Source organism: Ruegeria sp. L11, assembly GCF_056531755.1.
On the sequence record NZ_JBQFMI010000001.1, the window covers coordinates 915312 to 939304 of the forward strand.

22 protein-coding genes are annotated in these 23993 nt (G+C 58.2%); 15 read left to right on the forward strand and 7 right to left on the reverse strand.

Annotated features, from left to right (window positions below):
- Positions 1-91: 91 nt before the first annotated feature.
- The 3 genes from ACR0CE_RS04515 to ACR0CE_RS04525 are packed head-to-tail and all read right to left on the reverse strand — an operon-like array spanning position 92 to position 3201.
- The gene (locus tag ACR0CE_RS04515; protein ID WP_267364043.1) at positions 92-1495 is read right to left on the reverse strand and encodes a TRAP transporter large permease; all 1404 of its coding nucleotides are present in this window, start codon (positions 1493-1495) and stop codon (positions 92-94) included.
- Between the two features lie 3 nt (positions 1496-1498).
- Entirely contained in the window at positions 1499-2128 is a 630-nt protein-coding gene (locus tag ACR0CE_RS04520; protein WP_480831115.1) for a TRAP transporter small permease, read from the reverse strand.
- A gap of 56 nt (positions 2129-2184) precedes the next feature.
- On the reverse strand, positions 2185-3201 hold the full coding sequence (locus tag ACR0CE_RS04525; RefSeq protein ID WP_267364050.1) for a C4-dicarboxylate TRAP transporter substrate-binding protein: 1017 nt from the start codon (positions 3199-3201) through the stop codon (positions 2185-2187).
- 430 nt (positions 3202-3631) lie between these two features.
- On the opposite strand from ACR0CE_RS04525, the gene acs reads away from it, so the two are divergent.
- From acs to ACR0CE_RS04565, 8 genes are all read left to right on the forward strand, one after another.
- Positions 3632-5596, forward strand: coding sequence for an acetate--CoA ligase (gene acs, locus ACR0CE_RS04530; RefSeq protein WP_480831117.1), 1965 nt, complete (start codon positions 3632-3634; stop codon positions 5594-5596).
- Positions 5597-5603: 7 nt separating this feature from the next.
- Positions 5604-6287, forward strand: coding sequence for an adenylate kinase (locus ACR0CE_RS04535; RefSeq protein ID WP_267364040.1), 684 nt, complete (start codon positions 5604-5606; stop codon positions 6285-6287).
- A gap of 180 nt (positions 6288-6467) precedes the next feature.
- Positions 6468-6752: a DUF4212 domain-containing protein gene (locus ACR0CE_RS04540; RefSeq protein ID WP_209504901.1), complete on the forward strand. Its 285-nt coding sequence runs from the start codon at positions 6468-6470 to the stop codon at positions 6750-6752.
- 15 nt (positions 6753-6767) lie between these two features.
- The gene (locus ACR0CE_RS04545; protein ID WP_480481301.1) at positions 6768-8552 is read left to right on the forward strand and encodes a sodium:solute symporter family protein; all 1785 of its coding nucleotides are present in this window, start codon (positions 6768-6770) and stop codon (positions 8550-8552) included.
- A gap of 108 nt (positions 8553-8660) precedes the next feature.
- Positions 8661-10484 (forward strand): DUF294 nucleotidyltransferase-like domain-containing protein, encoded by a 1824-nt coding sequence (locus ACR0CE_RS04550; RefSeq protein WP_480831119.1) that lies wholly within the window; start codon positions 8661-8663, stop codon positions 10482-10484.
- A 27-nt stretch (positions 10485-10511) separates the two neighbouring features.
- Entirely contained in the window at positions 10512-11030 is a 519-nt protein-coding gene (locus tag ACR0CE_RS04555; RefSeq protein ID WP_480485883.1) for a hypothetical protein, read from the forward strand.
- A gap of 2 nt (positions 11031-11032) precedes the next feature.
- Entirely contained in the window at positions 11033-12445 is a 1413-nt protein-coding gene (locus ACR0CE_RS04560; RefSeq protein ID WP_480831121.1) for a 3'-5' exonuclease, read from the forward strand.
- Between the two features lie 89 nt (positions 12446-12534).
- Positions 12535-13035: a flavin reductase family protein gene (locus ACR0CE_RS04565; protein ID WP_480831123.1), complete on the forward strand. Its 501-nt coding sequence runs from the start codon at positions 12535-12537 to the stop codon at positions 13033-13035.
- Here ACR0CE_RS04565 and ACR0CE_RS04570 read toward each other — a convergent pair.
- From ACR0CE_RS04570 to ACR0CE_RS04580, 3 genes are read right to left on the reverse strand one after another with little or no spacing between them, the layout of a single operon-like run.
- Entirely contained in the window at positions 13032-13511 is a 480-nt protein-coding gene (locus ACR0CE_RS04570; protein WP_480831125.1) for a DUF6505 family protein, read from the reverse strand. The genes ACR0CE_RS04565 and ACR0CE_RS04570 overlap by 4 nt on opposite strands.
- Entirely contained in the window at positions 13508-14206 is a 699-nt protein-coding gene (locus ACR0CE_RS04575; protein WP_480831127.1) for a biotin/lipoate--protein ligase family protein, read from the reverse strand. Before ACR0CE_RS04575 ends, ACR0CE_RS04570 begins: the two co-directional genes overlap by 4 nt.
- Positions 14203-15264 carry an Mrp/NBP35 family ATP-binding protein gene (locus tag ACR0CE_RS04580; RefSeq protein WP_480831129.1) on the reverse strand — a complete coding sequence of 354 codons (1062 nt, stop codon included), beginning with the start codon at positions 15262-15264 and terminating at the stop codon, positions 14203-14205. The genes ACR0CE_RS04575 and ACR0CE_RS04580 overlap by 4 nt, the downstream gene beginning before the upstream one ends.
- 132 nt (positions 15265-15396) lie before the next feature.
- Here ACR0CE_RS04580 and ACR0CE_RS04585 point away from each other — a divergent pair, with 132 nt between their 5' ends.
- Positions 15397-16125 carry a hypothetical protein gene (locus ACR0CE_RS04585; protein WP_480831131.1) on the forward strand — a complete coding sequence of 243 codons (729 nt, stop codon included), beginning with the start codon at positions 15397-15399 and terminating at the stop codon, positions 16123-16125.
- Here ACR0CE_RS04585 and ACR0CE_RS04590 read toward each other — a convergent pair.
- Positions 16119-18071 carry a 4Fe-4S binding protein gene (locus ACR0CE_RS04590; protein ID WP_480831133.1) on the reverse strand — a complete coding sequence of 651 codons (1953 nt, stop codon included), beginning with the start codon at positions 18069-18071 and terminating at the stop codon, positions 16119-16121. The two genes, ACR0CE_RS04585 and ACR0CE_RS04590, sit on opposite strands and share 7 nt — an antisense overlap.
- A gap of 263 nt (positions 18072-18334) precedes the next feature.
- Between ACR0CE_RS04590 and ACR0CE_RS04595 the strand changes: the two genes are divergently transcribed.
- The 6 genes from ACR0CE_RS04595 to fdh3B all read left to right on the forward strand — a co-directional run bounded on the left by ACR0CE_RS04595 (position 18335) and on the right by fdh3B (position 23926).
- Positions 18335-18889 (forward strand): DUF3305 domain-containing protein, encoded by a 555-nt coding sequence (locus tag ACR0CE_RS04595; protein WP_267365561.1) that lies wholly within the window; start codon positions 18335-18337, stop codon positions 18887-18889.
- Positions 18886-19461, forward strand: a complete 576-nt coding sequence (locus ACR0CE_RS04600) for a DUF3306 domain-containing protein (protein ID WP_480831135.1) — start codon at positions 18886-18888, stop codon at positions 19459-19461. The genes ACR0CE_RS04595 and ACR0CE_RS04600 overlap by 4 nt, the downstream gene beginning before the upstream one ends.
- 4 nt (positions 19462-19465) lie before the next feature.
- Complete coding sequence (locus ACR0CE_RS04605) at positions 19466-20077, forward strand: TorD/DmsD family molecular chaperone (protein ID WP_480476674.1); 612 nt, start codon at positions 19466-19468, stop codon at positions 20075-20077.
- A 57-nt stretch (positions 20078-20134) separates the two neighbouring features.
- Entirely contained in the window at positions 20135-20320 is a 186-nt protein-coding gene (locus tag ACR0CE_RS04610; RefSeq protein ID WP_480476672.1) for a ubiquinol-cytochrome c reductase iron-sulfur subunit N-terminal domain-containing protein, read from the forward strand.
- Positions 20321-20425: 105 nt separating this feature from the next.
- Complete coding sequence (locus tag ACR0CE_RS04615) at positions 20426-23320, forward strand: formate dehydrogenase subunit alpha (RefSeq protein ID WP_480831137.1); 2895 nt, start codon at positions 20426-20428, stop codon at positions 23318-23320.
- 12 nt (positions 23321-23332) lie between these two features.
- Positions 23333-23926, forward strand: a complete 594-nt coding sequence (fdh3B, locus tag ACR0CE_RS04620; protein WP_209504177.1) for a formate dehydrogenase FDH3 subunit beta — start codon at positions 23333-23335, stop codon at positions 23924-23926.
- Positions 23927-23993 lie beyond the last annotated feature (67 nt).

The following is a 23993-nucleotide window of genomic DNA, read 5'->3' on the forward strand; positions in this document are numbered from 1 at the left end:
CCGTGATATTTATTGGCCAGATGAAGCAGGGGATCCGTTCTTCATCTGGCTCTAAATATCCCGGAGTGCGAGGCAGAGCCTCGCATCCTACCTACCCCGCTAGCGATGGCAGGTAGAGTACAATACCAGGAAATGCCACAAGCATTGCTATGGTCAGGGCGTCGGCCACGAAAAAGGGTGTCACACCCCTGAAGACATCCTGAACACTCAAATCCGGGCGCACCCCGGCGACGACAAAGCAATTCAACCCAATTGGCGGCGTAATCAGGCAAAACTCGGCCATCTTGACGACCAGAATTCCAAACCAAATCGCGCACATCGGCCCGGACATGCCAAACGCACTGTCTGCAGCACTGACCGTTTCACCACCGTTCAGCGCCATGACCGCCGGATAAACAACAGGCAAGGTCAAAAGAAGCATTCCTATCGCATCCATGAACATGCCAAGCACCGCGTAAGCCAGCAGAATGCAGATCAGGATCATCATGGGTGACATTTCAAGGCTGGTTATCCAGTCTGAAAAGGCGCCGGGAAGATCTGCGAACCCTAGAAACCGCACATAGATCAGAACACCCCAGATGATCGAAAAGATCATTGCGGTAAGCTTGGCCGTCTCCAGCAGCGCGGATTTGAACTCGCTCCAACGCATCCCGTGAAACAGGGCGAAGCAGAAGACAATGAAAGCGCCGATTGCGCCGCCTTCCGTCGGCGTGCCCCACGCTTTTTCACCAAACGGGTTATAGACAAAGCAGATGATGATCAGGATGACGGCGACAATAGGAATGGCTCCGGGAAGGGCCGAAAAACGCTGTTTCCATGTAAAGCCTGTGACCGGGGGACCGACGGATTTGAAAATCACGGCGATCCCGACAATCAGCACGGCATAGATGATCGCGGAAAACGCACCCGGAATAAACCCCGCCAACAGCAGCTTCCCGACGTCCTGCTCGACGATGATCGCGTAGATCACCAGAATGGCCGATGGTGGGATCAACGAGGCCAGCGTTCCTCCGGCGGCCACCACACCGGCAGCAAAGCGTTTGTTGTAGCCGACCTTCAGCATTTCCGGGATCGCGATGCGGGCGAAGACGGCAGAGGTGGCAACCGAGGCACCCGAAACCGCGGCGAAACCGGCGGTGGCGAATACGGTTGAAACCGCCAACCCTCCGGGAACCCAGGCGACCCAGCGTTTGGCAGCTTCAAACAACGCCCGCGTGAGACCTGCATAATAAGCCAGATACCCGATCAGGATAAAGGTCGGGATCAGGCTAAGAGTATGAGAGGCAACTTTGGAATGCGGCACTTGCCCGGCGGTTTTGACCGCAACAGTCAGCGCTTTACCGAACCGCGCCGGATCATACCCAAACTTGGCCCAAAAAATCCAAACAAGTCCAATTAGCCCGGCCAAGCCCGCAGCGAAGGCCACGCGCATGCCGACCACGACAAAGACCAGAAGCCCGCCCGTGACCCAGAGGCCAATTTCTATCGTGTCCATAAATCAGTCCTGCCCTTCGAACTGTTCGGCCTCAGCCGCTGCTTGTGCTGCCGCGTCCTGTATCAACGGAACGGCCACCGGAGCTTCCAGTCCCAGCCATAATGCGCGGCCATAGCCCCAAGCCTGCAAAGCAAGCCGCAGGCACAGTACGGAAAACGCGATGGGGGCCAGTAGTTTCGCCGGCCACAATGGAATTCCGATATCAATGGAACTGTCGCGGCTCCACAATGGTGCACCGAAATCAAAGGAGCGGTCGAAGTGAGACCAACTGCCCCAAACCAGTGCAAGCATCAGAAGCAGGATCAAAACCACCGAGACAAGTTCGAACAGCCACAACCCTCTGCCGTGAAGGCGCGACAGAACGATGTCCATGCGGATGTGGCCGCCATCGCGCTGAACATAAGAAATGCCAAGAAATGCGATCAATGGCATCGCCTGTTCGATCCAGTCAACATATCCTGGCAATGGGGCATTCAGGGCATTGCGCCCACTGACCGAGATAACGGCCAGGACCATCAGGCCAAATACTGCCAAACCGCTGATGAGCGCTAGAAAACGCTCCAGTTTCAACAACTGCTGATCCAGCTGGCTCAGACGACTTCCGTCCACCAGCACTGTGGCCTGTCCTGCCATTCCAGTGTTCCCCAATATTCGTGTACCGGGTGCCTGGCAGGCACCCGGGCTCAGGATCAGTTGCCGCCGCGCTGTTGCGTCAGCGTCATCTGCACGAGATCATAAAGATCCTGCGCTGGCAGCCCCTGTTCCGTCATTTCCGCGATCCACTTTTCACGGATCGGGTCGGCTGCTTTGGTGCGGAATTCTGCAATCACGGCATCATCAATCATGACTTTCTGGACACCCTTTTCTTGCAGAACGCTGTCCCATTGCTCGAGCAATCCGTCGTAATTTGTCAGGTAGTGGTCAATCGCCTCATCAATCGAGCTATCCAGCGCCTCGCGATGCGCGGCTGGCAGGGCCTCATAGGCGTCAATGTTGACCACGACCGGGCAGTTTACCGTTCCCGGGTTCAGGTTTGCCGTCCACCAGTCGGCTTCGTTGATTGTCCCGAAAGACAGGTGTGCGTGCTGGGCAAAGGCCACTGTGTCGACGACACCGGATTCCATGGCATTGAACGCCTCGGTTGCGGGAACTGATGTCGGAACACCTCCGACCGCCTCGAAGGCTTGCCCCAGACCACCAGTGGCGCGGACCCGCATTCCGTCAAAATCGGCCAGTTCATCGCGCGGCTCGCCAGTGCCGACCAGATTATACTGCGGCATAGGTGAGGTCATGATGATGCGGGCGTTCCATTGCGCCATCTCATCTTTGACTGCGGGGTGGTCATAAACCGCATGACTGACCGCCACCTCCTCCTGCAGGTTGTTCACGCCGAGAAAAGGCAGCTCCAGAACGGTAATCGCGCGGTTTTTGTCGCGGTGGTAACCTGCACAGAACTGAGCCATCTCGAAGGCGCCGATTTCAATGCCGTCCAGATTTTCGCGCGGCTTGGACAACCCGCCATAGCTGACATTGATGGTGAATTCACCACCGGTTTTTTCGCTAACAAGTTCGGCCAGTTTTTCAACATGTTCAGTGAAGGCACGACGCTTGCCCCAGACCGATGCGTTCCACTCAGTAGCAAAAGCTTCACCGACAAAGGCAAAGCTCAGGGCGGCGACAGCGGCGCCGCTCAACATCTTTTTCATCATTTGATCTCCCATTGATGCGCCTCCTCCCGAGGCGCTTGAGGATCAAGCTAGCGCCAACATTCTACTGTGCCAACCCTGCCTTGGTTTTCCGCTGGTATCAGAAGCAGTTCCCGCTTGGATTGCGCATGTAGAAAAACCCGACATTCGTGGACTGACACCTGCTTGTGTTAGGAACTGCAAGTAGGACATGTGTTACACCTATCCATATATTTTAAATAGATTTTTACGGAATTGGTGCGTTTTCTTTACTAGATATGGTCGTAGTTAGAAATTTCTTTACAAATAAATTCAGGGATTCCGGCAATTTATTTATTTATTTTCAGAACTCGGTAATATTCGAACTCGGGGAGGAACGGGATCGACATTGCCGGACCAAGTGGCAAAAAATGTCCCAACGCAATCCAGTCCAGAGGGAGGAGCCTCAAAAATGACCACCGCTGCCCAGGCAGATGCCAAGACCTATCCGCCATCCGCAGAAACCGTCGCCCGTGCGCATGTTGATGCCGAACAATATGCCGACATGTATGCCGCTTCGATCAGTGACCCCGACGCATTCTGGGGTGAGCAAGGCAAGCGCGTTGACTGGATCAAACCCTTCACCCAGGTCAAAGACGTAAACTACGATTTCGGTTCGGTTAAAATAAACTGGTATGCTGATGGCACCTTGAATGTCTCGGCCAACTGTCTGGATCGCCACCTGAAAACCCGCGGTGATCAAACGGCAATCATCTGGGAACCGGACGATCCAAATGACCCGGCTCAGCATATCTCTTACGCGGAACTGCACCGCCGCACCTGCCGCATGGCAAACATCCTAGAATCTTTGGGTGTGCGCAAAGGCGACCGCGTCGTCATTTATCTGCCGATGATCCCCGAGGCCGCTTATGCCATGTTGGCCTGTGCGCGGATCGGCGCAATTCACTCTATTGTTTTTGCGGGCTTCTCGCCGGACGCACTGGCTGCCCGGATCAATGGCTGTGACGCCAAGGTTGTGATTACCGCGGACGAGGCTCCGCGCGGTGGTCGTAAAACGCCCCTGAAATCCAATGCCGACGCGGCGCTGCTGCACTGCAAGGATACCGTTAAGTGCCTTGTCGTAAAACGCACCGGTGGTCAGACCACCTGGATCGACGGTCGTGACTTTGACTACAACGAAATGGCCCTTGAGGCGGACGACTACTGCGCGCCTGCCGAAATGAGCGCCGAAGATCCGTTGTTCATCCTATACACCTCCGGCTCGACAGGTCAGCCAAAAGGCGTTGTTCACACAACCGGCGGTTATCTGGTTTACGCCGCAATGACGCACGAGATCACCTTCGATTATCACGAAGGCGACGTGTATTGGTGTACTGCGGATGTGGGCTGGGTGACCGGCCACAGCTATATCGTCTATGGCCCCCTGGCCAACGGTGCGACCACACTGATGTTTGAAGGCGTTCCAACTTTCCCCGACGCGTCGCGCTTCTGGCAGGTTTGCGAAAAACACAAGGTGAACCAGTTCTACACCGCGCCCACAGCGATCCGCGCCCTGATGGGTCAGGGCAAAGAGTTTGTCGAGAAATGCGACCTCAGCGATCTGCGCACTCTGGGAACCGTGGGTGAGCCGATCAACCCCGAAGCCTGGAACTGGTACAACGAAGTGGTCGGCAAGGGCAAATGCCCCATCGTGGATACATGGTGGCAGACGGAAACCGGCGGTCACCTGATGACCCCCCTGCCCGGCGCCCATGCAATGAAGCCCGGATCGGCAATGAAGCCGTTCTTTGGCATCGAACCAGTGGTGCTGGATCCGCAGTCCGGCGTCGAGATCGAAGGCAATGGTGTCGAGGGTGTGCTCTGCATCAAAGACAGCTGGCCCGGCCAGATGCGCACCGTCTGGGGCGATCATGAGCGGTTCGAAAAGACCTATTTCTCGGATTACAAAGGCTACTACTTCACTGGTGATGGTTGCCGTCGCGATGAGGATGGCGACTACTGGATTACCGGGCGCGTGGACGATGTGATCAACGTGTCCGGCCACCGCATGGGAACGGCCGAGGTGGAAAGCGCACTGGTAGCACACGCCGCCGTCGCAGAAGCCGCTGTTGTCGGATATCCTCATGAACTCAAGGGGCAAGGCATCTATTGCTATGTCACTTTGATGAATGACCGTGAACCAAGCGAAGAGCTCCGCAAGGAGTTGCGCACCTGGGTCCGGACCGAGATCGGACCTATCGCCAGCCCCGATGTGATCCAGTGGGCCCCGGGCCTGCCCAAAACACGCTCGGGCAAGATCATGCGTCGCATCCTGCGCAAGATTGCCGAAAACGATTTCGGTTCGCTGGGTGACACTTCGACACTGGCCGACCCGTCGGTGGTCGAAGACCTGATCGAAAACCGCGCGGGCAAGTGAGGATGTGATGGACGCTGCTACGATCACCACACCCGCAGTACTTATCCTTCTCGGCCCTCCGGGCGCCGGGAAGGGCACGCAGGCCCGGATGCTGGAAGAGAAATTCGGACTTGTTCAACTCAGCACGGGTGACCTGCTGCGCGAAGCCGTTGCCGCAGGCACCGACGCAGGCAAAGCCGCCAAAGCCGTGATGGAAGCCGGTGATCTGGTCAGTGACGAGATCGTCATTGCGATCCTGCGCGACCGTATGGCGCAACCAGATTGCGCCAAGGGTGTCATTCTGGATGGGTTCCCACGCACAACGGTTCAGGCCGAGGCGCTTGATGGTTTGCTTGCGTCCAATGACCAAAAGATCAACGCAGCAATCAGCCTGGAAGTGGAAGATGCCGAAATGGTGATCCGCATCTCGGGCCGCTACACCTGCGCGGGCTGCGGTGAAGGGTACCACGACCAGTTTAAGAAGCCTGCCGAAGACGGTAAGTGCGACAAGTGCGGCAGCACCGAATTCAAGCGCCGCGCGGATGACAACGCTGAAACCGTGGCTTCGCGTCTGGCAGCTTATCATGCGCAGACCGCGCCGCTGATCACCTATTACGACGGTCACGGTGTTCTGAAACGCATCAATGCCATGGGCAGGATCGAGGATATCGCGGGCGATCTCGAAGGGATCGTCAGCGACGTGATGAGTTAAGGGGAGGAGATAAGCCGCAAGGCTTTGATCCTAAAAAGAATACTTCAAAAGACCGCTTTGGCGGACTGGTGGAGTTTTGCCTGACACCACACGGTGTTGGGCATTGTCGAGAAGCGGACCGACGCACTGGAGGAGTTGGGCACCGGGCCGCCAAACGAGGAAGCGAAGGAGGAACCCGCAATGGCGGATCAATCTACAAACTCCGCGCAGGCAGCCGAAGCCGATAAGGGCTATTGGCAGGCCAACCTGCGCCTCATCTACATCAGCCTCGTGATCTGGGCGCTGGTGTCATTTGGATTCGGCATCCTGCTGCGTCCGCTGCTGTCGGGCATCGCCGTCGGTGGTACTGATCTGGGCTTTTGGTTCGCTCAGCAAGGATCGATCCTGGTCTTTCTGGTGCTGATCTTCAACTACGCCTGGCGCATGAACAAGCTGGACGCCGAACACGGCGTGGATGAAGAGTAAGGGAGAGCGGGGATAATGGATCAGTTTACCATCAACCTGCTGTTTGTCGGCGCATCCTTTGCGCTGTACATCGGCATTGCGATTTGGGCCCGCGCGGGTTCCACATCAGAGTTCTACGCCGCCGGTCGCGGCGTACACCCGGTCACCAACGGTATGGCAACAGCGGCGGACTGGATGTCTGCGGCCTCGTTCATCTCGATGGCGGGCCTGATTGCCTTTACCGGCTATGACAACTCGACCTTCCTGATGGGGTGGACGGGTGGCTACGTGCTGTTGGCCCTGCTGCTTGCGCCGTACCTGCGGAAGTTCGGCAAGTTCACCGTGTCGGAGTTCATCGGCGACCGCTTCTACAGCCAGACAGCACGCATCGTTGCGGTGATCTGTCTGATTGTTGCATCGGTGACCTACGTTATCGGTCAGATGACCGGTGTTGGGGTTGCCTTTGGCCGCTTCTTGGAAGTGTCGAACACCACCGGGCTGTTGATCGGTGCAGGCGTTGTGTTTGCCTACGCGGTGTTCGGAGGGATGAAGGGCGTGACCTATACACAGGTCGCTCAGTACTGCGTGCTGATCACCGCCTACACCATCCCTGCCATCTTTATCTCGCTACAGCTGACCGGCACTCCGATTCCGGCGCTGGGTCTGTTTGGCGACACTGCAAGCGGTGTACCGCTGCTGACCAAGCTGGACGGCATCGTGACAGAGCTGGGCTTCAACGAATACACGGCCCATCACTCGAACACGCTGAACATGGTGCTGTTCACCCTGTCGCTGATGATCGGTACCGCCGGTCTGCCGCACGTTATCATGCGCTTCTTCACCGTTCCCAAAGTTGCTGATGCACGCTGGTCGGCTGGCTGGGCGTTGGTCTTCATCGCGCTGCTGTATCTGACCGCTCCGGCTGTTGGCGCAATGGCCCGCCTGAACATCACCGACATGATGTGGCCCAATGGTGGCATCGAAGGTGGTGCCGTTACAGTCGAACAGATCGACAATGATGCTCGGTACGACTGGATGGCCACATGGCAGAAAACCGGTCTGCTGGATTGGGAAGACAAGAACGGCGACGGCAAGATTCAGTACTACAATGACAAGTCTGAATCGATGCAGGCGATTGCGGAACAAAAAGGCTGGGTCGGTAACGAACTGACCAAGTTCAACCGCGACATCCTGGTCCTGGCCAACCCCGAGATTGCCAACCTGCCCGGTTGGGTGATTGGTCTGGTCGCTGCCGGTGGTCTTGCGGCTGCTCTGTCGACTGCTGCGGGCCTGCTGCTGGCGATTTCGTCGGCCGTGTCTCACGACCTGATCAAGGGCGCAATCAATCCGCAGATCTCGGAAAAAGGCGAGCTTCTGTCGGCACGGATTGCGATGGCTGTGGCGATTGCTGTAGCGACCTGGCTGGGTCTGAATCCTCCGGGCTTTGCGGCACAGACTGTTGCTCTGGCCTTTGGTCTGGCGGCAGCCTCGATCTTCCCGGCACTGATGATGGGGATCTTCTCGACCCGCATCAACAACACCGGTGCTGTTGCAGGTATGCTGGCAGGTCTGGTCGTTACACTGGTCTACATCTTCCTGCACAAGGGATGGCTGTTCATTCCGGACACCAACTCGTTCACCGATGCCGATCCGTTGCTGGGTCCGATCCAGTCGACCTCGTTCGGCGCTGTCGGTGCCATGGTCAACTTCGCTGTCGCCTATGTTGTGGCTGGCATGACCAAGGAAACTCCGCAGGAGATCAAGGAACTGGTCGAAAGCGTTCGCATTCCCCGTGGTGCGGGTGCAGCTCAGAACAAGTGAGCATGATGCGGTCGTTGGCACTTGCCTTCGACCGCGTCTTTCGATCCACTACTCCCGCCCGGCATACCACTGGGCGGGATTTTTTCACCAGAACATCGGAGACATCAGATGCCCCTGTCCCACGATGAAATCGCCCGGTTTCTGAAATCCGTTCATCCCTATGACGCGTTACCGGCTGATGCACTGGATCAGATCGTAAAACAGATCGAGGTCTGGGAAGTCGAGGAAGACACCTCGGTCTATGAACTGGGTCATGCGCTTCCCGGTGTGTTCGTGATCTATGAAGGACAGGTTGAAATCACCGATGAGAATGGTGCCGTTGTCTCTCAACTGGGTTTGCGCAATTCTTTTGGAGAGCGCGGACTGCTGAAAGACGGTAAGGCAGCCACCAAGGCGCGTGCGCACACTCCGTCGGTCCTGATTGTTTTGCCACCGGATCTGGTGCGCGAGTTGATCGACGGTCACGATGTGGTCGCCAAGTTCTTCGACCGGACACGCGGCGACAGAAGTGGCCCGCAAAGCCTTGCGACCAGTTCCATTGATATTCTGATGGCACATAACCCGGCCACCTGCCCCGCGGATACGCCAGTTCAGAAAGCGGCGCAGATCATGCGCGATAAACACATCTCGTCGCTGTGCATCACGGACGGCGACACGTTGCAGGGCATCGCGACGCTGCGGGACATCTCGGGCAAGTACGTTGCGGACGGCCTGCCTCCGTCCACGCCGGTTTCCGAAATCATGACCGCAAACCCCGTCACCCTGTCACCCGGCGACATTGGTTCAGACGTGTTGCACATCATGATGGAACGCGGCATCGGCCACGTCCCGATTTCCGAGGGCGGTCGGCTGGTCGGTATTGTCACACAAACCGACCTGACACATTACCAGGCTGTGAACTCGGCCGAACTGGTGCGACGCATCGCGCAGGCAAATACCGCCGAAGATATGGCGCGGGTAACGGCGGAAATCCCACAGCTGCTGGTGCAACTGGTTGCAGGCGGGAACCGGCACGAAATCGTCACGCGCCTAATCACCGATATTGCTGACACGGTTACCCGGCGCCTTCTGGCCCTTGCCGAACAGAAACTGGGCCCGCCCCCTGTGCCGTATCTGTGGCTGGCCTGCGGCTCGCAAGGGCGGCAGGAGCAGACAGGCGTGTCGGATCAGGACAACTGCCTGATGTTGGATGACGGCGTGACCGATGCGGATATGGAGTACTTTGCAAAGCTGGCCAAGTTTGTGTCGGATGGGCTGGATACCTGTGGCTATTTCTATTGCCCCGGCGACATGATGGCGACCAATCCGCGCTGGTGTCAGCCGGTGCGTGTCTGGCGCGACTATTTCAAGGGATGGATCGCCAAACCGAACCCCGAAGCGCAGATGCTGGCCTCGGTCATGTTTGACTTGCGTCCGATTGGCGGCGCGTTCGACCTGTTCGCCGACCTGCAGGCCGACACATTGGCGGCGGCCAGGTCCAATTCGATCTTCGTCGCACATATGATCTCGAACTCGTTGAAACACACCCCGCCGCTGGGGTTGCTGCGTGGGTTTGCAACCATCCGGTCGGGCGAACACCGCAATACGCTGGATCTGAAACACAATGGTGTTGTTCCGGTCGTGGATCTGGCGCGGATCTACGCCTTGCAAGGCGAACTGCCCGAGGCCAATACCCGCGCCCGCCTTAAAGCGGCTGAGGCCAATAGCGTTCTCAGCGCGTCGGGTGCACGCGATTTACTGGACGCCTATGATCTGATCGCCGAAACCCGGCTGGAACATCAGGTCCAACTGGTCAAATCAGGCAAGAAACCAGACAATTATCTGCCACCTTCCGATCTTTCGGACTTTGAGCGAAGTCATCTTCGTGATGCCTTTGTTGTGGTAAAAACGATGCAATCGGCGGTCGGCCACGGCAAGGGACTACTGGGCTGACATGCATCTGAAGAACGGAGTGACACGATGTTTCTGGAATTGATCGGCACTGTTTTTGCGGGCTTCGCTTTTGCGGGTATCGTTCTTGTGCTGAACAAGCTGACCGGAGGGCGGTTGCCGAAATGGGTTACTCCGGTCGCGGCGGGTTTGGGGATGATCGCTGTGACCATCTCCAGCGAGTATTCCTGGTATGAGCGTACGCGCGAACAGCTTCCCAAGGAGATGGCAATCGTGCAAGAGGTTGAAAGCCGCGCCCTCTACCGCCCGTGGACCTACGCCATGCCCTTCGTCGACCGCTTTGCCGCCATCGATACCGTGTCGGTGCGAACAAACGAAAACGTGCCAGATCAACGGCTTGTCGATCTTTACTTCTTCGGACGCTGGGCCCCGGTTTCAAAACTGCCCGTGGCCGTAAACTGTGCCGAGAATCGTCGCGCCAACCTTGCGGACGGTGCTGAGTTTTCCGATGACGGACGTCTTCTGAATGCAGACTGGATATCTGCCGGGCCTGCCGACCCCATCATCGACGCCACCTGCGGGGTTTGACCATGCTCACAGGGTTAAGCCTGAGGCTCAGGATATTTCTGTTTTTCTGTCTGCTCGCGCTCGGCGGGATATCAATCAGTACCGCCGCCCTGTGGATCACCTATGCCCGGGCAGCGCAACCTGACCTGTTTGATGACTTCATCTTTGCCGAGGTTCTGATCGGGTTTGGATTGCTGGCTTTGATCGCCGGTATCTGGCTGTTGTTTGACGACAATGTCGCCAAACCGATCGAACGGCTTTCAGCACAACTGCGGGCCCGCGCTCATGCCGGTGTCAGCACCGATCTGGACATGCAAGCCGCGCGATACCTGGGCGATCTGGCCCCAGCAGCGGCTGGCCTGGCCGAGCAACTTGCCGCGAATGCCATGCACACAGCCGAGGCGGTGGCCGCCGAAACCGCTCATCTGGCGGCAGAAAAACAGCGCCTTACTGCCCTTCTGACCGAAATTCCGGTCGCCATGTTGCTGGCCAGTCCGAAACACCAGATCGTTTTGTATGATGGTCAGGCAGCCGAGGTGCTGGCCCAGATCGCGCATCCCCGCCTGAACGCCTCGCTCTTCGAATACATCGAATCGACGGGGCTGACGGACGCGTACGGGAAGTTGTGTAAATCAGGTAAGGATGTTTTCTGCACCCTGACCAGCGTGGACGGCCGACAAACCTATTCGGCCCGAATGAAGCCACTGGGGGACGCACCCGGTTACATGCTGGTGTTCGAAGACAGCGTTGCCCGTATGTCGCCAGATGAGGCACGCCCACTGGTCTATGATTTCGAGTTGCTGGACACGCCGGGTGACGGTGCGTTCGAAAACCGCTCTTTGGTGGATCTGTGTTTTGTGGTCTTTGACACGGAAACAACCGGTTTGCTGCCGCACAAGGATGAGATCGTTCAAATCGGCGCGGTCCGCGTTGTGAAAGGCAAGATCGTCGCGGGCGAGCATCTGGACATGCTTGTTGATCCGGGCATTCCGATCCCTGCTGCCTCGACCCGCGTGCACAAGATCAGTGATCGCATGGTTCAGGGCGCGCCGGATATCGTCAAAGCCGGGCGTGTGTTTCACCAATTCTCACGCGATGCGGTGATCGTAGCCCATAACGCCCCGTTCGACATGGCGTTCCTGCGCCGCCATGCCAAGCGTATGGAAGTCGAATGGGATCATCCGATACTCGACACTGTGCTGCTGTCGGCTGTTTTGTTCGGCGCAAGCGATACACATACACTGGACGCGCTGTGCGAACGGCTGGACATCTCAATCCCCGAGGCACTGCGCCATACGGCATTGGGCGACGCGGTGGCAACGGCCGAGGCGCTGGTCAAGATGCTGCCCATTCTGCAAGCGCGCGGGCTGAACACCTTTGGCGAAGTCATCGTCCAGACCCGCAAACACGGACGTCTTCTGGAAGACCTGAATTAACGCTGAAATTTGCAAACGCCGTTCAGCTTTTCGTGGACAATCCGGGCCACGCATGGCACCTGATGCGCGGCCAAGGAACACGCGCGGATATGACGGAAAAGATTTTCACACCGACCCCGGATCAAAGCCACGCCTTTCGTGAGGCGCTGGGATGTTTCGGAACGGGCGTCACCGTGATAACTGCGCAAACCGAAGACGGACCGCGTGCAATCACCGTAAACTCGTTCGCGTCGGTGTCCCTGGACCCGCCGCTGGTGCTGTGGTGCCTGGCCAAAGAGTCAAACCGCTTCGACACTTTCAGCACCTGCACGCATTACTCGATCCACGTGATGGCTCAGGATCAACAGGATCAGGCGCTAAGATTTGCCCGCGACGGTGTGGACTTCACCCATGCCGAATGGACAGCGGACGAGGCTGATCGCCCACAGCTGGCCAATTGTCTGGCACGGTTTGACTGCCGGTTGCATGCCCGGCACGAGGCCGGAGATCATCTGATAATTGTGGGTCATGTGGATCAGGTCATGTACCGCACCGGCAAGGGTCTGATCTTCAAGCGCGGTCAGTTCGGCGGGTTTGTCGACCCTTTCTAGTCGTCCAACGACCCATGCACCGCCAGAACCTCTAGCTGTGCGTCTTGCGGAGTGATCACACGAAAGGCTTCGTGCACTCCTGTCTCAGACAATTCTCTGGCGACGGTCAGCAGCGTGTTGGCGGCATGGTCTTCACACAGCTCTGACATGTGATCGATTTCGTTCTGTGCCACGCTCAATGCTGCTTCGACCGAGGGCGCTCCGTAATACTGAACGAAGTGTTCTGCCAGATTGCGGGTGATCTGACCCCTTTCAGCCGCTTCGATCCGGGTTACCGCCACAAATGTCACCCGACCAAAGGTTTCCAGCCCCAGCCAGCCATTCGCAAAAGCCTGACGCGCCTTACCTTCCAGATCCGCGCCGCTCCAATTCGAAAACTCGAACCCGCCCGAAACGCACCATTCGCCCGTACGTGCCGGAGAATGGAACACGTTCATGTCGCTTTCATCGAAATGGATCGCGCGGGCCAGTTTCATCGTCCGTTCTCCAATAGTTCCGTCAGCGGGCGCAGGCGGGTGTTGACCCCGTCGCGGATCAGCATTCCAAACCTCTCATCCGTACCAAGGAATACACCGCCATCAACCAGTGGCTCACCTACGCCACGCAGCAGGCCCATCCATTCGGCATGCAGGGGCGCGTTGCCATCCTCCTGCCAGCGGTTGAGCCAGGTCAGCATATGGCGTGACCAGCTTTCGACCAGTTGCGTGGCCGAAACCTCGGCACAACCTTCATCATAAAGGGCTGTGACATCCGGCGTTTCGCCGGGCGCGCTGCTGGTTTGCATCAATGCGAGCTCCCAGCCGACAATCAGCCAATCCGGTTCTTCTTCCGCGTTTTCCCCGGAGGCCGAAACGCGGAACACACCGCATTTCGCACCATTCACACAAATCAGACCATCCCACCCCAGATGCACTGCCACTTCGGGTGGGGCCAGAGCGCCCAGCGCATTCTGAAACCCAACAGCACAAAGCGGCAGCATCGCCATCGCGTCCCGAAGCGGCACCTCGGGCGCGAAAACGATCGCGACACGCAGGTAATCGGCCTGAATGTTATGAACAACCGCCCCCGCATCGCAGCCCAGCGACGCCATAGCCTGGGCGCGTTCAAACGGGTCTTCCCCACCCTGAACCGGGTGGCCCGTCAACAAAGGGGGAAAGACCGGTTGGCTCATGCGGTGCCTTTGGCGATCATATCGCGGGCGATCTTGCGGAAAGCCTCAGCCTGAGGGCTGTCTGGTTTGCTGACCACAATAGGCGCACCCCCGTCTGCGGCGATACGAATGTCCAGATGCAACGGGATTTCACCCAGCAGCGGCACGCCCATCGCCTCGGCCTCGGACTTGACACCACCATGACCAAAGACGTGTTCTTCATGCCCACAGTTCGAACAGATATGCGTGGACATGTTTTCGATCATCCCAACGATAGGCGTCTTGAGCTGATTGAACATGTCGATTCCCTTGCGGGCATCAATCAGCGCCACGTCCTGCGGCGTCGAGACGACAATAGCGCCGTCCACCTTGAATTTCTGGCTCAGCGTCAGTTGCACGTCGCCGGTACCGGGCGGCAGGTCGACGATCAGCACGTCCAGGGCACCCCATTGCACCTGGCTCATCATCTGTTGCAGCGCCCCCATCAGCATCGGCCCGCGCCAGACAACGGCCTGCCCTTCATTGGTCATCAACCCCATCGACATCATGGTGACGCCGTGGTTGCGCAGCGGCAGGATAGTCTTGCCATCGGGGCTGGCCGGACGGCCCGAGACACCCAACATCCGAGGCTGCGACGGCCCGTAAACATCCGCGTCCAGCAGACCCACGCGCCGCCCTTCTGCGGCCAGCGCACAGGCCAGATTGGCCGACACGGTGGATTTGCCCACACCCCCCTTGCCAGACGCAACCGCGATGATCCGGTCGACACCGGGAACGGCCTGCGGTCCAGTTTGCGAGGGCTTGGGTTTCGGCTTCAGATCCGGCGGCGCCTTGTCGGAATGAGCAGTCATCAGGGCCGATACATTTACGACGCCCTCAACCATCTGTGCGGCCTTTTCAGCTGTTGCGCGCACAGGTTCCATCTTTTCGGCATGTTTCGGGTCGATCTCAAGGACAAAGCGAACCGAATCGCCCTCGACATTCAGCGCGCGCACGATGCCCGCGCTGACAATGTCCTGACCTGAAACCGGATCGGTGATCTTTTTCAGGTTCGCCAGAACCGCGTCACGAACACTCATGCTGTTCTCTCCTTGGTATGCCCCGCCGACAGGGGCGTGCGTGTCGACATGTATTGGTCGCCGCTCATTGCATGTGTCTCCGTCTCTTTCTGTTCATTTGACGCGTAACAGCCTTCATAGTTAGGCTAAACCATGCGCCTTGTCTTGTTGTGCCTGAGCCTGACGCTCACCGCCACCCCCTCCTTGTCGCAGGAGGCGATTGGCCTTGCGGCTCCGGTAGAGGTTAACGACTCCGGTCTGTTGCAACATATCCTTCCTCGCTTCTCTCTCAAGACCGGGATACGCGTTGTCGCAGATGATGCCGGTGCCATGGTGCTGGTAACCGAACCACCCGGCGATCCTGTCTTTGCCCGTGGTGGCGTGGTTTATCACCTGCGGATCGAAGGCGATGATCGTCAAATCCGGTTTCGCGACTGGCTGCAATCAGAGATCGGCAAGCGTACTGTCGAAAGCTTTCCTCCTGTGGTGGGTGAACCGTTCAGCGCCAGCTTTGATCCCAAGGTCACCCAGTCGGACGATACCCTGGATGGCAACACCGTGCTGGGCGAAGAACTATCTATGACCCATTGTGGTCGATGTCATGTGATTGGCCCCCGAAACCGGATGAGCGGGCTTGGCTCAACCCCCTCTTTCGCGGTTCTGCGTGCGATGCCGGATTGGTCGGAACGGTTCGAGGCGTTCTTTGCCCTCAATCCCCACCCCGCATTCACGCAGATCGACGGGTTGACACCGCCCTTTGATCCCGAGCGCCCATCTCCAATTCACCCGGTCAAGATGACGTTGGACGATCTTGAAGCCATCCTGGCGTTTGTTTCGCGCATAGACGCCGCTGATCTGGGTGCGCCGCTAAAGCTTCAGTGATCCTTTCTATCCGAATAGTAATCCTCGGTGGTAACGACCCGAGGCTTGGGTTTTGACTGGAACGGATTGTCCTGCTGCTGGAAATGAGCATTCACCCGGCAATTGTCGCACATCTGGATCATCCGTGCCTGATCCGATGTGGCAAACATCGGGTGCGTGCCCGAAAGCTTTTCCATGATCCGTTCAACGGTTGATTTCACCCCAAACAAAGCCCCGCATTCGACGCAGGCAAATGGTTCCTCCTCGTTCAGGACCTGCTGAGACAAGGCAGCATCGCTCAGGTCCAGTTGTGGTACCAAGGTGATCGCATCTTCGGGGCAGATCGTCTTGCACATTCCGCATTGCAGGCACGCATCCTGCTGAAAGTTCAGCTGGGGCTTGTCAGGGTTATCCATCAAAGCCCCGGACGGGCACAGAGACACACAACTAAGACAGAGTGTGCAACTGTCAGTATTCGCTGCAACGGCACCGTAAGGCGCACCTTCAGGCAATGGCAGCGGGGCTTTGGCCTGCGGATTCAGGGCCTGTGCTGCCAGTCGCGCGATTTGTCGGCGGTTGCCAAGTGGCAAGACCGGATCTGCCAACGGTTCGGGGACATTTTGCGCATACAGCAAGTCTGCCATCGCATCAGGGTCCACCTCCTCAATCAGCCCGATCCCATCCGAACTGGCTATGGCACGTGCCAGTTCAAGTTCGCGATCCAGCGCATCCCGCTCGGTCGTCGGTGCCAGCAGCACATCCACACGCGCAAATCCATGAGCCAGTGAGGCCAGCATTTCCGAATGACCGAACCCGGATATCACTTTCAATTCCAGCGGGATAACATCCGCAGGCAATCCCCGGCCGAACCTTGCTGTAAGCCTTATCATTTCGGCACCGTAGGCGTCGTGCACAAGCAACCGGGGTGCGATACCGCCTGCCCTTCGGTACGTGCGTGCCAGAATATGCATCCGTGACAGCAAGGCCGAAACAGGTGGATCTTCATAGGTTATCGCCGATGACGGGCAGACCGCCGCGCATTCGCCACACCCGGCGCAGACCATCGGATCAATCGCCACATGCTCGCCCGAGGGTGTGATTGCACCGGTTGGGCAGATATCCAGACAGTTTGAGCATCCGACCTGTTCCGCCCGCGAATGGGCGCAAAGTGTTTCCTCCAGTCGCACGTACAGAGGTTTTTCGAATGTTCCGACCAGTTGGGCGGCGTCAAAAGCCAAACGTTCTACAGACACCGCATCCTTGGGATCAGCCCGCAAATACCCTTCGCGCTTGGCCGGAGCCTGCACAAAGGGCGTGCCCCCCGTCAGATCAACAATGAGATCGCAGGCCGATTGCGCCCCATCTCTTGGTTCCGTCCAATTGAAAGCACCTCTGCCTGCGGGAACCACTTGCTGCACATTGTCCAGACGCAAGGAAAACCCACCCAGAGCACCCGAAACAGACCGCAATTGCCCCCGAATGACGTCGAAGGCCCGAGAGTCCGGCTCAGACTGATCCGTGACCAGAACGGTTACAGCCAGTGTTCGGGCCAACCTTTCCGCCAGTCCAAAGGCAACGGTACCAGGACCAATGATGAAACACGTGCCTTCGCTGATAACATCAACGCTGGGCGTCACCGGTTGCGGCAGGAACGCTTCGGCAGCTAAGGCAGCCATTTTGGCCGCCGCATCCGCGCCCTGATCGGACCAACCGGCGCGATCCCGCAGGTCGACAAAGCCGGGGATTTCGACATTCATATCTTCGGCAAGCGACCGGAATACCTCTTGTTCCTGCAGACAGGCGATGACGGTATCGCCCTCTTGCATCAAGGCCGCAGCGGATTGCAGTTCCTTTGAGCAAAGCGCGGTATGCACCTTTGAACATGCAATCCCGCAGGCGCTTTCGATCCTGTCCGAATCCAGCGCCTGAGTTCCCGCGCAATTGCAGAGCAATAGTTTCGTGCCCATGTCCCCTCCCTCGGGAAGCAGTCCCGATCCTTTGCACTTTAGGCTGCATTCCCGATGAGGCAACTTCAACCCTGCGAAGTGCACAGCGCGCCCGGCAGAGTTTCGCGGCAAAATCCCATAAAACAAAAGCCTTCTCAGGCTTTGATCACGAAGACGCTACCGGGATTACGACCAAAGTATTAAAGCGCAGGCTTGGCACGTGGCTATTTTGTGTACCATAGTGGACATGGAAAGGCAGGGGAGAGCCTTTCGGGGAGGATCCAGTGGCCAAGGCCGCAAGCCAGATCGACATGCCGGTTGGCGTCATTGTGCGCAAAACACCCGGGGTCACACGTTGGGCCCGCTGGAACTGGCGCGCGGTCGCCGTGTTGCCCGGTGCAGGGCCAGCCGATTGGCAGGAACTGCGCCGCGAAGGCGAGGCTGTCGAATACCACGCTGCCACCCTTCCCCTGACCCTCTGGGCGGACGAGACCGAAGCCTACCTGGTCAACCTGTCGGACGGGCAGCCCTCGATCTATCTTGTACTGCGGAATGAGCTGAAGGGCGACACGCCCCTGAATGCAGTTCTGATCACCGCTTCTCCGTTCCAGGGACAGGATTACGCGGACACCGGCGAAGAGATTGTCGAGAAAATCCCAATGACCGAAGGGTTGATCGCCTGGGTACGGGATTTCACCCTGAAACATCACCAGCACGAAGTGTTCGTCAAGCGCCGTCGCGACAGAAAGCGAACCGATTTGGTGGAGGATGGTAAGGGCGACGCGCGTATCCGGCAGGCATCGGATGTTTTCCGCGCCCCGAGACGGGTGCTGCAATGACAGAGCGGCGTGATTTCTGGTCGCGCCGAAAGGCTGCCGTTCAAGCCGAAGCTGAAGCCGAGGCGCTGGCCCTTGAAGAACAGGTGATCGCAGCCCATCACGCCGAACTTGAAGAAAAGAGTGACGCTGAGATTTTGGCTGAATTCAACCTTCCCGATCCCGATACCCTCGGACCCGGCGATGATGTTTCGGGCTTTATGTCCAAGGCAGTGCCTGATCGCCTGCGGCGCCGCGCCCTGCGGCGGTTGTGGCGGCTGAACCCTGTTCTGGCCAATGTCGACGGGCTGGTTGATTACGGCGAGGACTACACCGATGCCGCCTGCGTGATCGAAAACATCCAAACCGCCTATCAGGTTGGAAAAGGCATGCTGGCGCATGTCGAAGCACTGGCCGCCGGCGCGCAAGAATCAGAAGTAGACGAAATCGAAGCTGAGACGCTCACAGAACCAGAGGTCGTATCAGTTGACCCCGACCCTGCCCCAGATCCGGTTTCAGTGGTTCAGGTAGAAGAGCCCGAAGAACTCGAACGTCCCCCGTCGCCACGTCGAATGACATTTGAATTTGAAGGATGACCGAATGACCGCAAGTGACGCGCACACTCTGGATGTTTCAGCCGAGGATCGCCTGCGCGCGGATTTCTATAACTTTCTGGGTCTGTTACTGGCAGGTCCTCCGGACCAGATGTTGCTGAACCAAATGGCTGGTCTGGTCGGAGATGACACGGATCTCGGCAAGGCCATTCAATCCATGGCGCGGGTTGCCAAGGTCACCAAGCCAGCCGCTGCCGAACGGGAATTCAATGCGTTATTCATCGGATTGGGCCGGGGTGAGTTGCTGCCTTACGCCAGTTTCTACCTGACGGGCTTTTTGAACGAGAAACCCTTGGCTCAGCTGCGCAATGACATGGCGGTTCGCGGGATCACACGTGCCCAAAACGTGTTCGAGCCCGAAGATAACATCGCCTCATTGATGGAGATGATGGCCGGAATGATCGTCGGGCGTTTTGGCAGCCCGGCATCCCTGGATGACCAAAAGGCATTCTGGAGCAAGCATATCGGCCCCTGGGCCACGCATTTCTATTCGGATTTGGAAGCAGCCGAGAACTCGGTTCTTTATGCATCCGTCGGCACTGCCGGTCGGGTGTTCATGGAGATCGAGCGCGAAGCGTTCCGGATGACGGCGGGGTAACCCGCACATCGCCGGTGTCCCATGGGCGCCAAACCGCAATTGGGAAAGGAGGTTCCCATGAGCAAGACCAAGGAAGAAGGCGCCACCCGCCGTGACTTCCTCAAACTGGCCGGAACCGCAGCACCAGCTGCCGTTGCCGCCAGCCTGACCGGGAAGGCCGAAGCCGCCGCGCTGCCGACCGACGAAACCCGCATTCAGGATACTGCGCATACACGCGCATACATCGAGAGCACCCGGTTCTAGGACTGGACGCTTTCACACCCGACAGACGGTTGCGATTGGCCCTGACGTCGGCTTCAGCAGTACCAAGCCAGCCGTGGCTTACACGGCGCGCAAGGGAGGAAAGACATGCTTAGGAAAAAGACCAACGGGGTTGCGAGACGCCCCCAGCGGACAAGTATCCTGTCCCAGGTCGGCGAGAAAACCGTCGATCGCCGCGCATTCCTGCGTGGCTCGGGCCTGACGATCGGCGGCCTTGCCGCGATCAGCGCCACAGGTGGAACCGTGACGCCAGCCAGTGCCCAGACAGCGGCCAATCAGGCCGTCGAAAACATCAAATCCGTATGCACCCACTGTTCGGTCGGCTGTACCGTCGTTGCCGAAGTACAGAACGGTGTCTGGGTCGGGCAGGAACCCGGCTGGGACAGCCCGTTCAACCTGGGTGCACATTGTGCCAAGGGGGCTTCGGTTCGCGAGCACGCCCATGGCGAGCGCCGCCTGAAATATCCGATGAAAAAGGAAGGCGGCGAGTGGAAGCGCATCAGCTGGGAAGAGGCGATCAACGAGATCGGCGACGGCATGATGTCGATCCGCGAAGAATCCGGGCCCGACAGCGTGTATTGGCTGGGCTCAGCAAAACACAATAACGAACAGGCCTATCTGTTCCGCAAATTCGCTGCCTACTGGGGCACGAACAACGTGGATCATCAGGCCCGTATCTGTCACTCGACCACTGTTGCGGGTGTTGCGAATACATGGGGCTACGGCGCCATGACCAATTCGTATAACGACATCCACAACTCGCGCGCCATCTTCATCATCGGCGGCAACCCGGCCGAGGCGCACCCTGTCTCTCTGCTGCACGTTCTGCGCGCGAAAGAGCAGAACAACGCACCGCTGATCGTCTGCGACCCGCGATTTACGCGCACCGCGGCCCATGCGGATGAATATGTCCGTTTCCGCCCGGGTACAGACGTTGCGCTGATCTGGGGTATCCTGTGGCACATCTTCGACAACGGTTGGGAGGATAAAGAGTTCATCCGCACCCGTGTCTGGGGTATGGACCAGATTCAGGATGAGGTGGCCAAATGGACGCCTGAAGAAACAGAACGCGTCACTGGCGTGCCTGGCTCGCAACTGAAACGTGTTGCCCGAACAATGGCCAACAACCGCCCCGGCACGGTCATCTGGTGCATGGGCGGCACGCAGCACACCAACGGCAACAACAACACCCGCGCCTATTGCGTGCTTCAGCTTGCGCTGGGCAACATGGGTACCTCGGGTGGTGGCACCAATATCTTCCGCGGCCACGACAACGTGCAGGGCGCGACAGACCTTGGTGTGTTGTCCCACACCCTGCCCGGCTATTACGGCCTGTCTGCGGGCGCATGGGGTCACTGGAGCCGCGTCTGGGGTGAAGACCTGGATTGGCTGAAGGGCCAGTTCGCCACGATCAAGGGCAAAGACGGCAAGGACAAACCGCTGATGAATGAAAGCGGTATCCCGGTCTCTCGCTGGATCGACGGTGTTCTGGAAGATCCTGCGAACATGGATCAGGACAACAATGTCCGTGCCATGGTTCTGTGGGGTCACGCGCCGAACTCGCAAACACGGGGTCCGGAAATGAAAACGGCAATGGAAAAGCTGGACATGCTGGTCGTGATTGACCCGTATCCCACTGTCTCGGCCGTTCTGCATGACCGCACCGACGGCGTCTACCTTTTGCCCGCCTGTACGCAGTTCGAAACCCGTGGCTCGGTCACCGCGTCAAACCGCTCGTTGCAGTGGCGTGACAAGGTCGTTGATCCGCTGTTCGAAAGCCTGCCGGACGAGGTCATCATGGCCAAGTTCGCCAACAAGTTCGGCTGGGCGGATCGCCTGTTCCGCAATATCGAGATGGAAGACCCCGAGACCCCGAATGTTGAAAGCATCACGCGTGAATTCAACTCGGGCCTCTGGACCATCGGATATACCGGGCAGTCGCCAGAGCGTTTGAAAAGCCATATGGCCAATCAGCACACGTTCGACCGAACCACGCTGCAAGCCATTGGTGGACCAAACGACGGCGAATATTATGGTCTGCCCTGGCCGTGCTGGGGAACCGCTGAGATGGGTCATACGGGGACCCCGAACCTCTATGACATGTCCAAACCGGTGGCCGAAGGCGGCCTGACCTTCCGCGCCAGGTTCGGAGTGGAACGCGATGGCGACAACCTGCTGGCCGAAGGGGTCTATAGCGTTGGATCAGAAATTCAGGACGGATACCCTGAATTCACGATGCAGATGCTGATGGACCTTGGCTGGGACGGCGACCTGACGGCTGAAGAACGCGCTGCAATCGATGCCGTTGCAGGCCCCGAGACCAACTGGAAAACCGACCTTTCGGGCGGTATCCAGCGGGTGGCGATCAAGCATGGCTGTGCGCCCTTCGGGAACGCCAAGGCCCGCGCGGTCGTCTGGACCTTCCCGGATCCGATCCCACTGCATCGCGAGCCGCTTTATACGAACCGGCGTGATCTGGTGGTGGACTATCGAACCTACGAGGACCGGCACGCCTATCGCCTGCCCACCCTTTATGCTTCGATCCAAAAGAACGACTTTTCAAAGGATTACCCGATAATCCTGACGTCAGGTCGTCTGGTCGAATATGAAGGCGGCGGCGATGAAAGCCGATCTAACCCATGGCTTGCTGAACTTCAGCAGGACATGTTCGTCGAGATCAACCCGCGCGATGCCAACAACCTTGGCATTCGGGACGGGCAACAGGTCTGGGTAGAAGGTCCGGAAGGCGGTAAGGTCAAGGTGATGGCAATGCTGACCAATCGGGTTGGTGCCGGTGTCGCCTTCATGCCTTTCCACTTTGGCGGCCATTTCCAGGGCGAGGACTTGCGGCACAAATACCCCGCCGGTGCTGACCCCTATGTTCTGGGCGAAAGTTCCAACACCGCCCAGACTTATGGCTATGATTCAGTGACCCAGATGCAGGAGACCAAGTGTACTCTCTGCAAGATCTCGGCAGCGTAAGGAGGACGATTAATGGCTAGAGCAAAGTTTCTCTGCGACGCTGAACGCTGCATCGAATGCAACGCCTGCGTAACCGCGTGCAAGAACGAGCATGAGGTACCCTGGGGTATCAACCGCCGCAGGGTGGTGACGATCAATGACGGCAACCCGGGCGAACGCTCGATCTCGGTGGCCTGTATGCATTGTTCGGATGCGCCCTGCATGGCGGTGTGCCCGGTCGACTGCTTCTATCAGAACGAAGAAGGTGTTGTCCTGCACTCCAAGGACCTGTGCATCGGTTGCGGTTATTGCTTTTACGCGTGCCCGTTTGGCGCGCCGCAATACCCGCAGGCAGGCAATTTCGGTTCACGCGGCAAGATGGACAAATGCACCTTCTGCGCCGGTGGTCCCGAAGAAAACCACTCGACCGCAGAGTTCGCCAAATACGGTCGCAACCGGATCGCCGAGGGCAAACTGCCCATCTGCGCCGAGATGTGCTCCACCAAGGCCCTGCTTGCCGGTGACGGCGACGTGGTGTCGGCTGTTTACCGTGAACGCGTCGTGGCGCGCGGTTTCGGCTCGGGCGCCTGGGGTTGGGGTACTGCCTACGACCAGAAAGACGGCTAAGCTGCTGTCTGCACAAAGCAATGGACAACCCGCTCAGCGCGGGTTTTCCGATCTTGGAATTTGACCG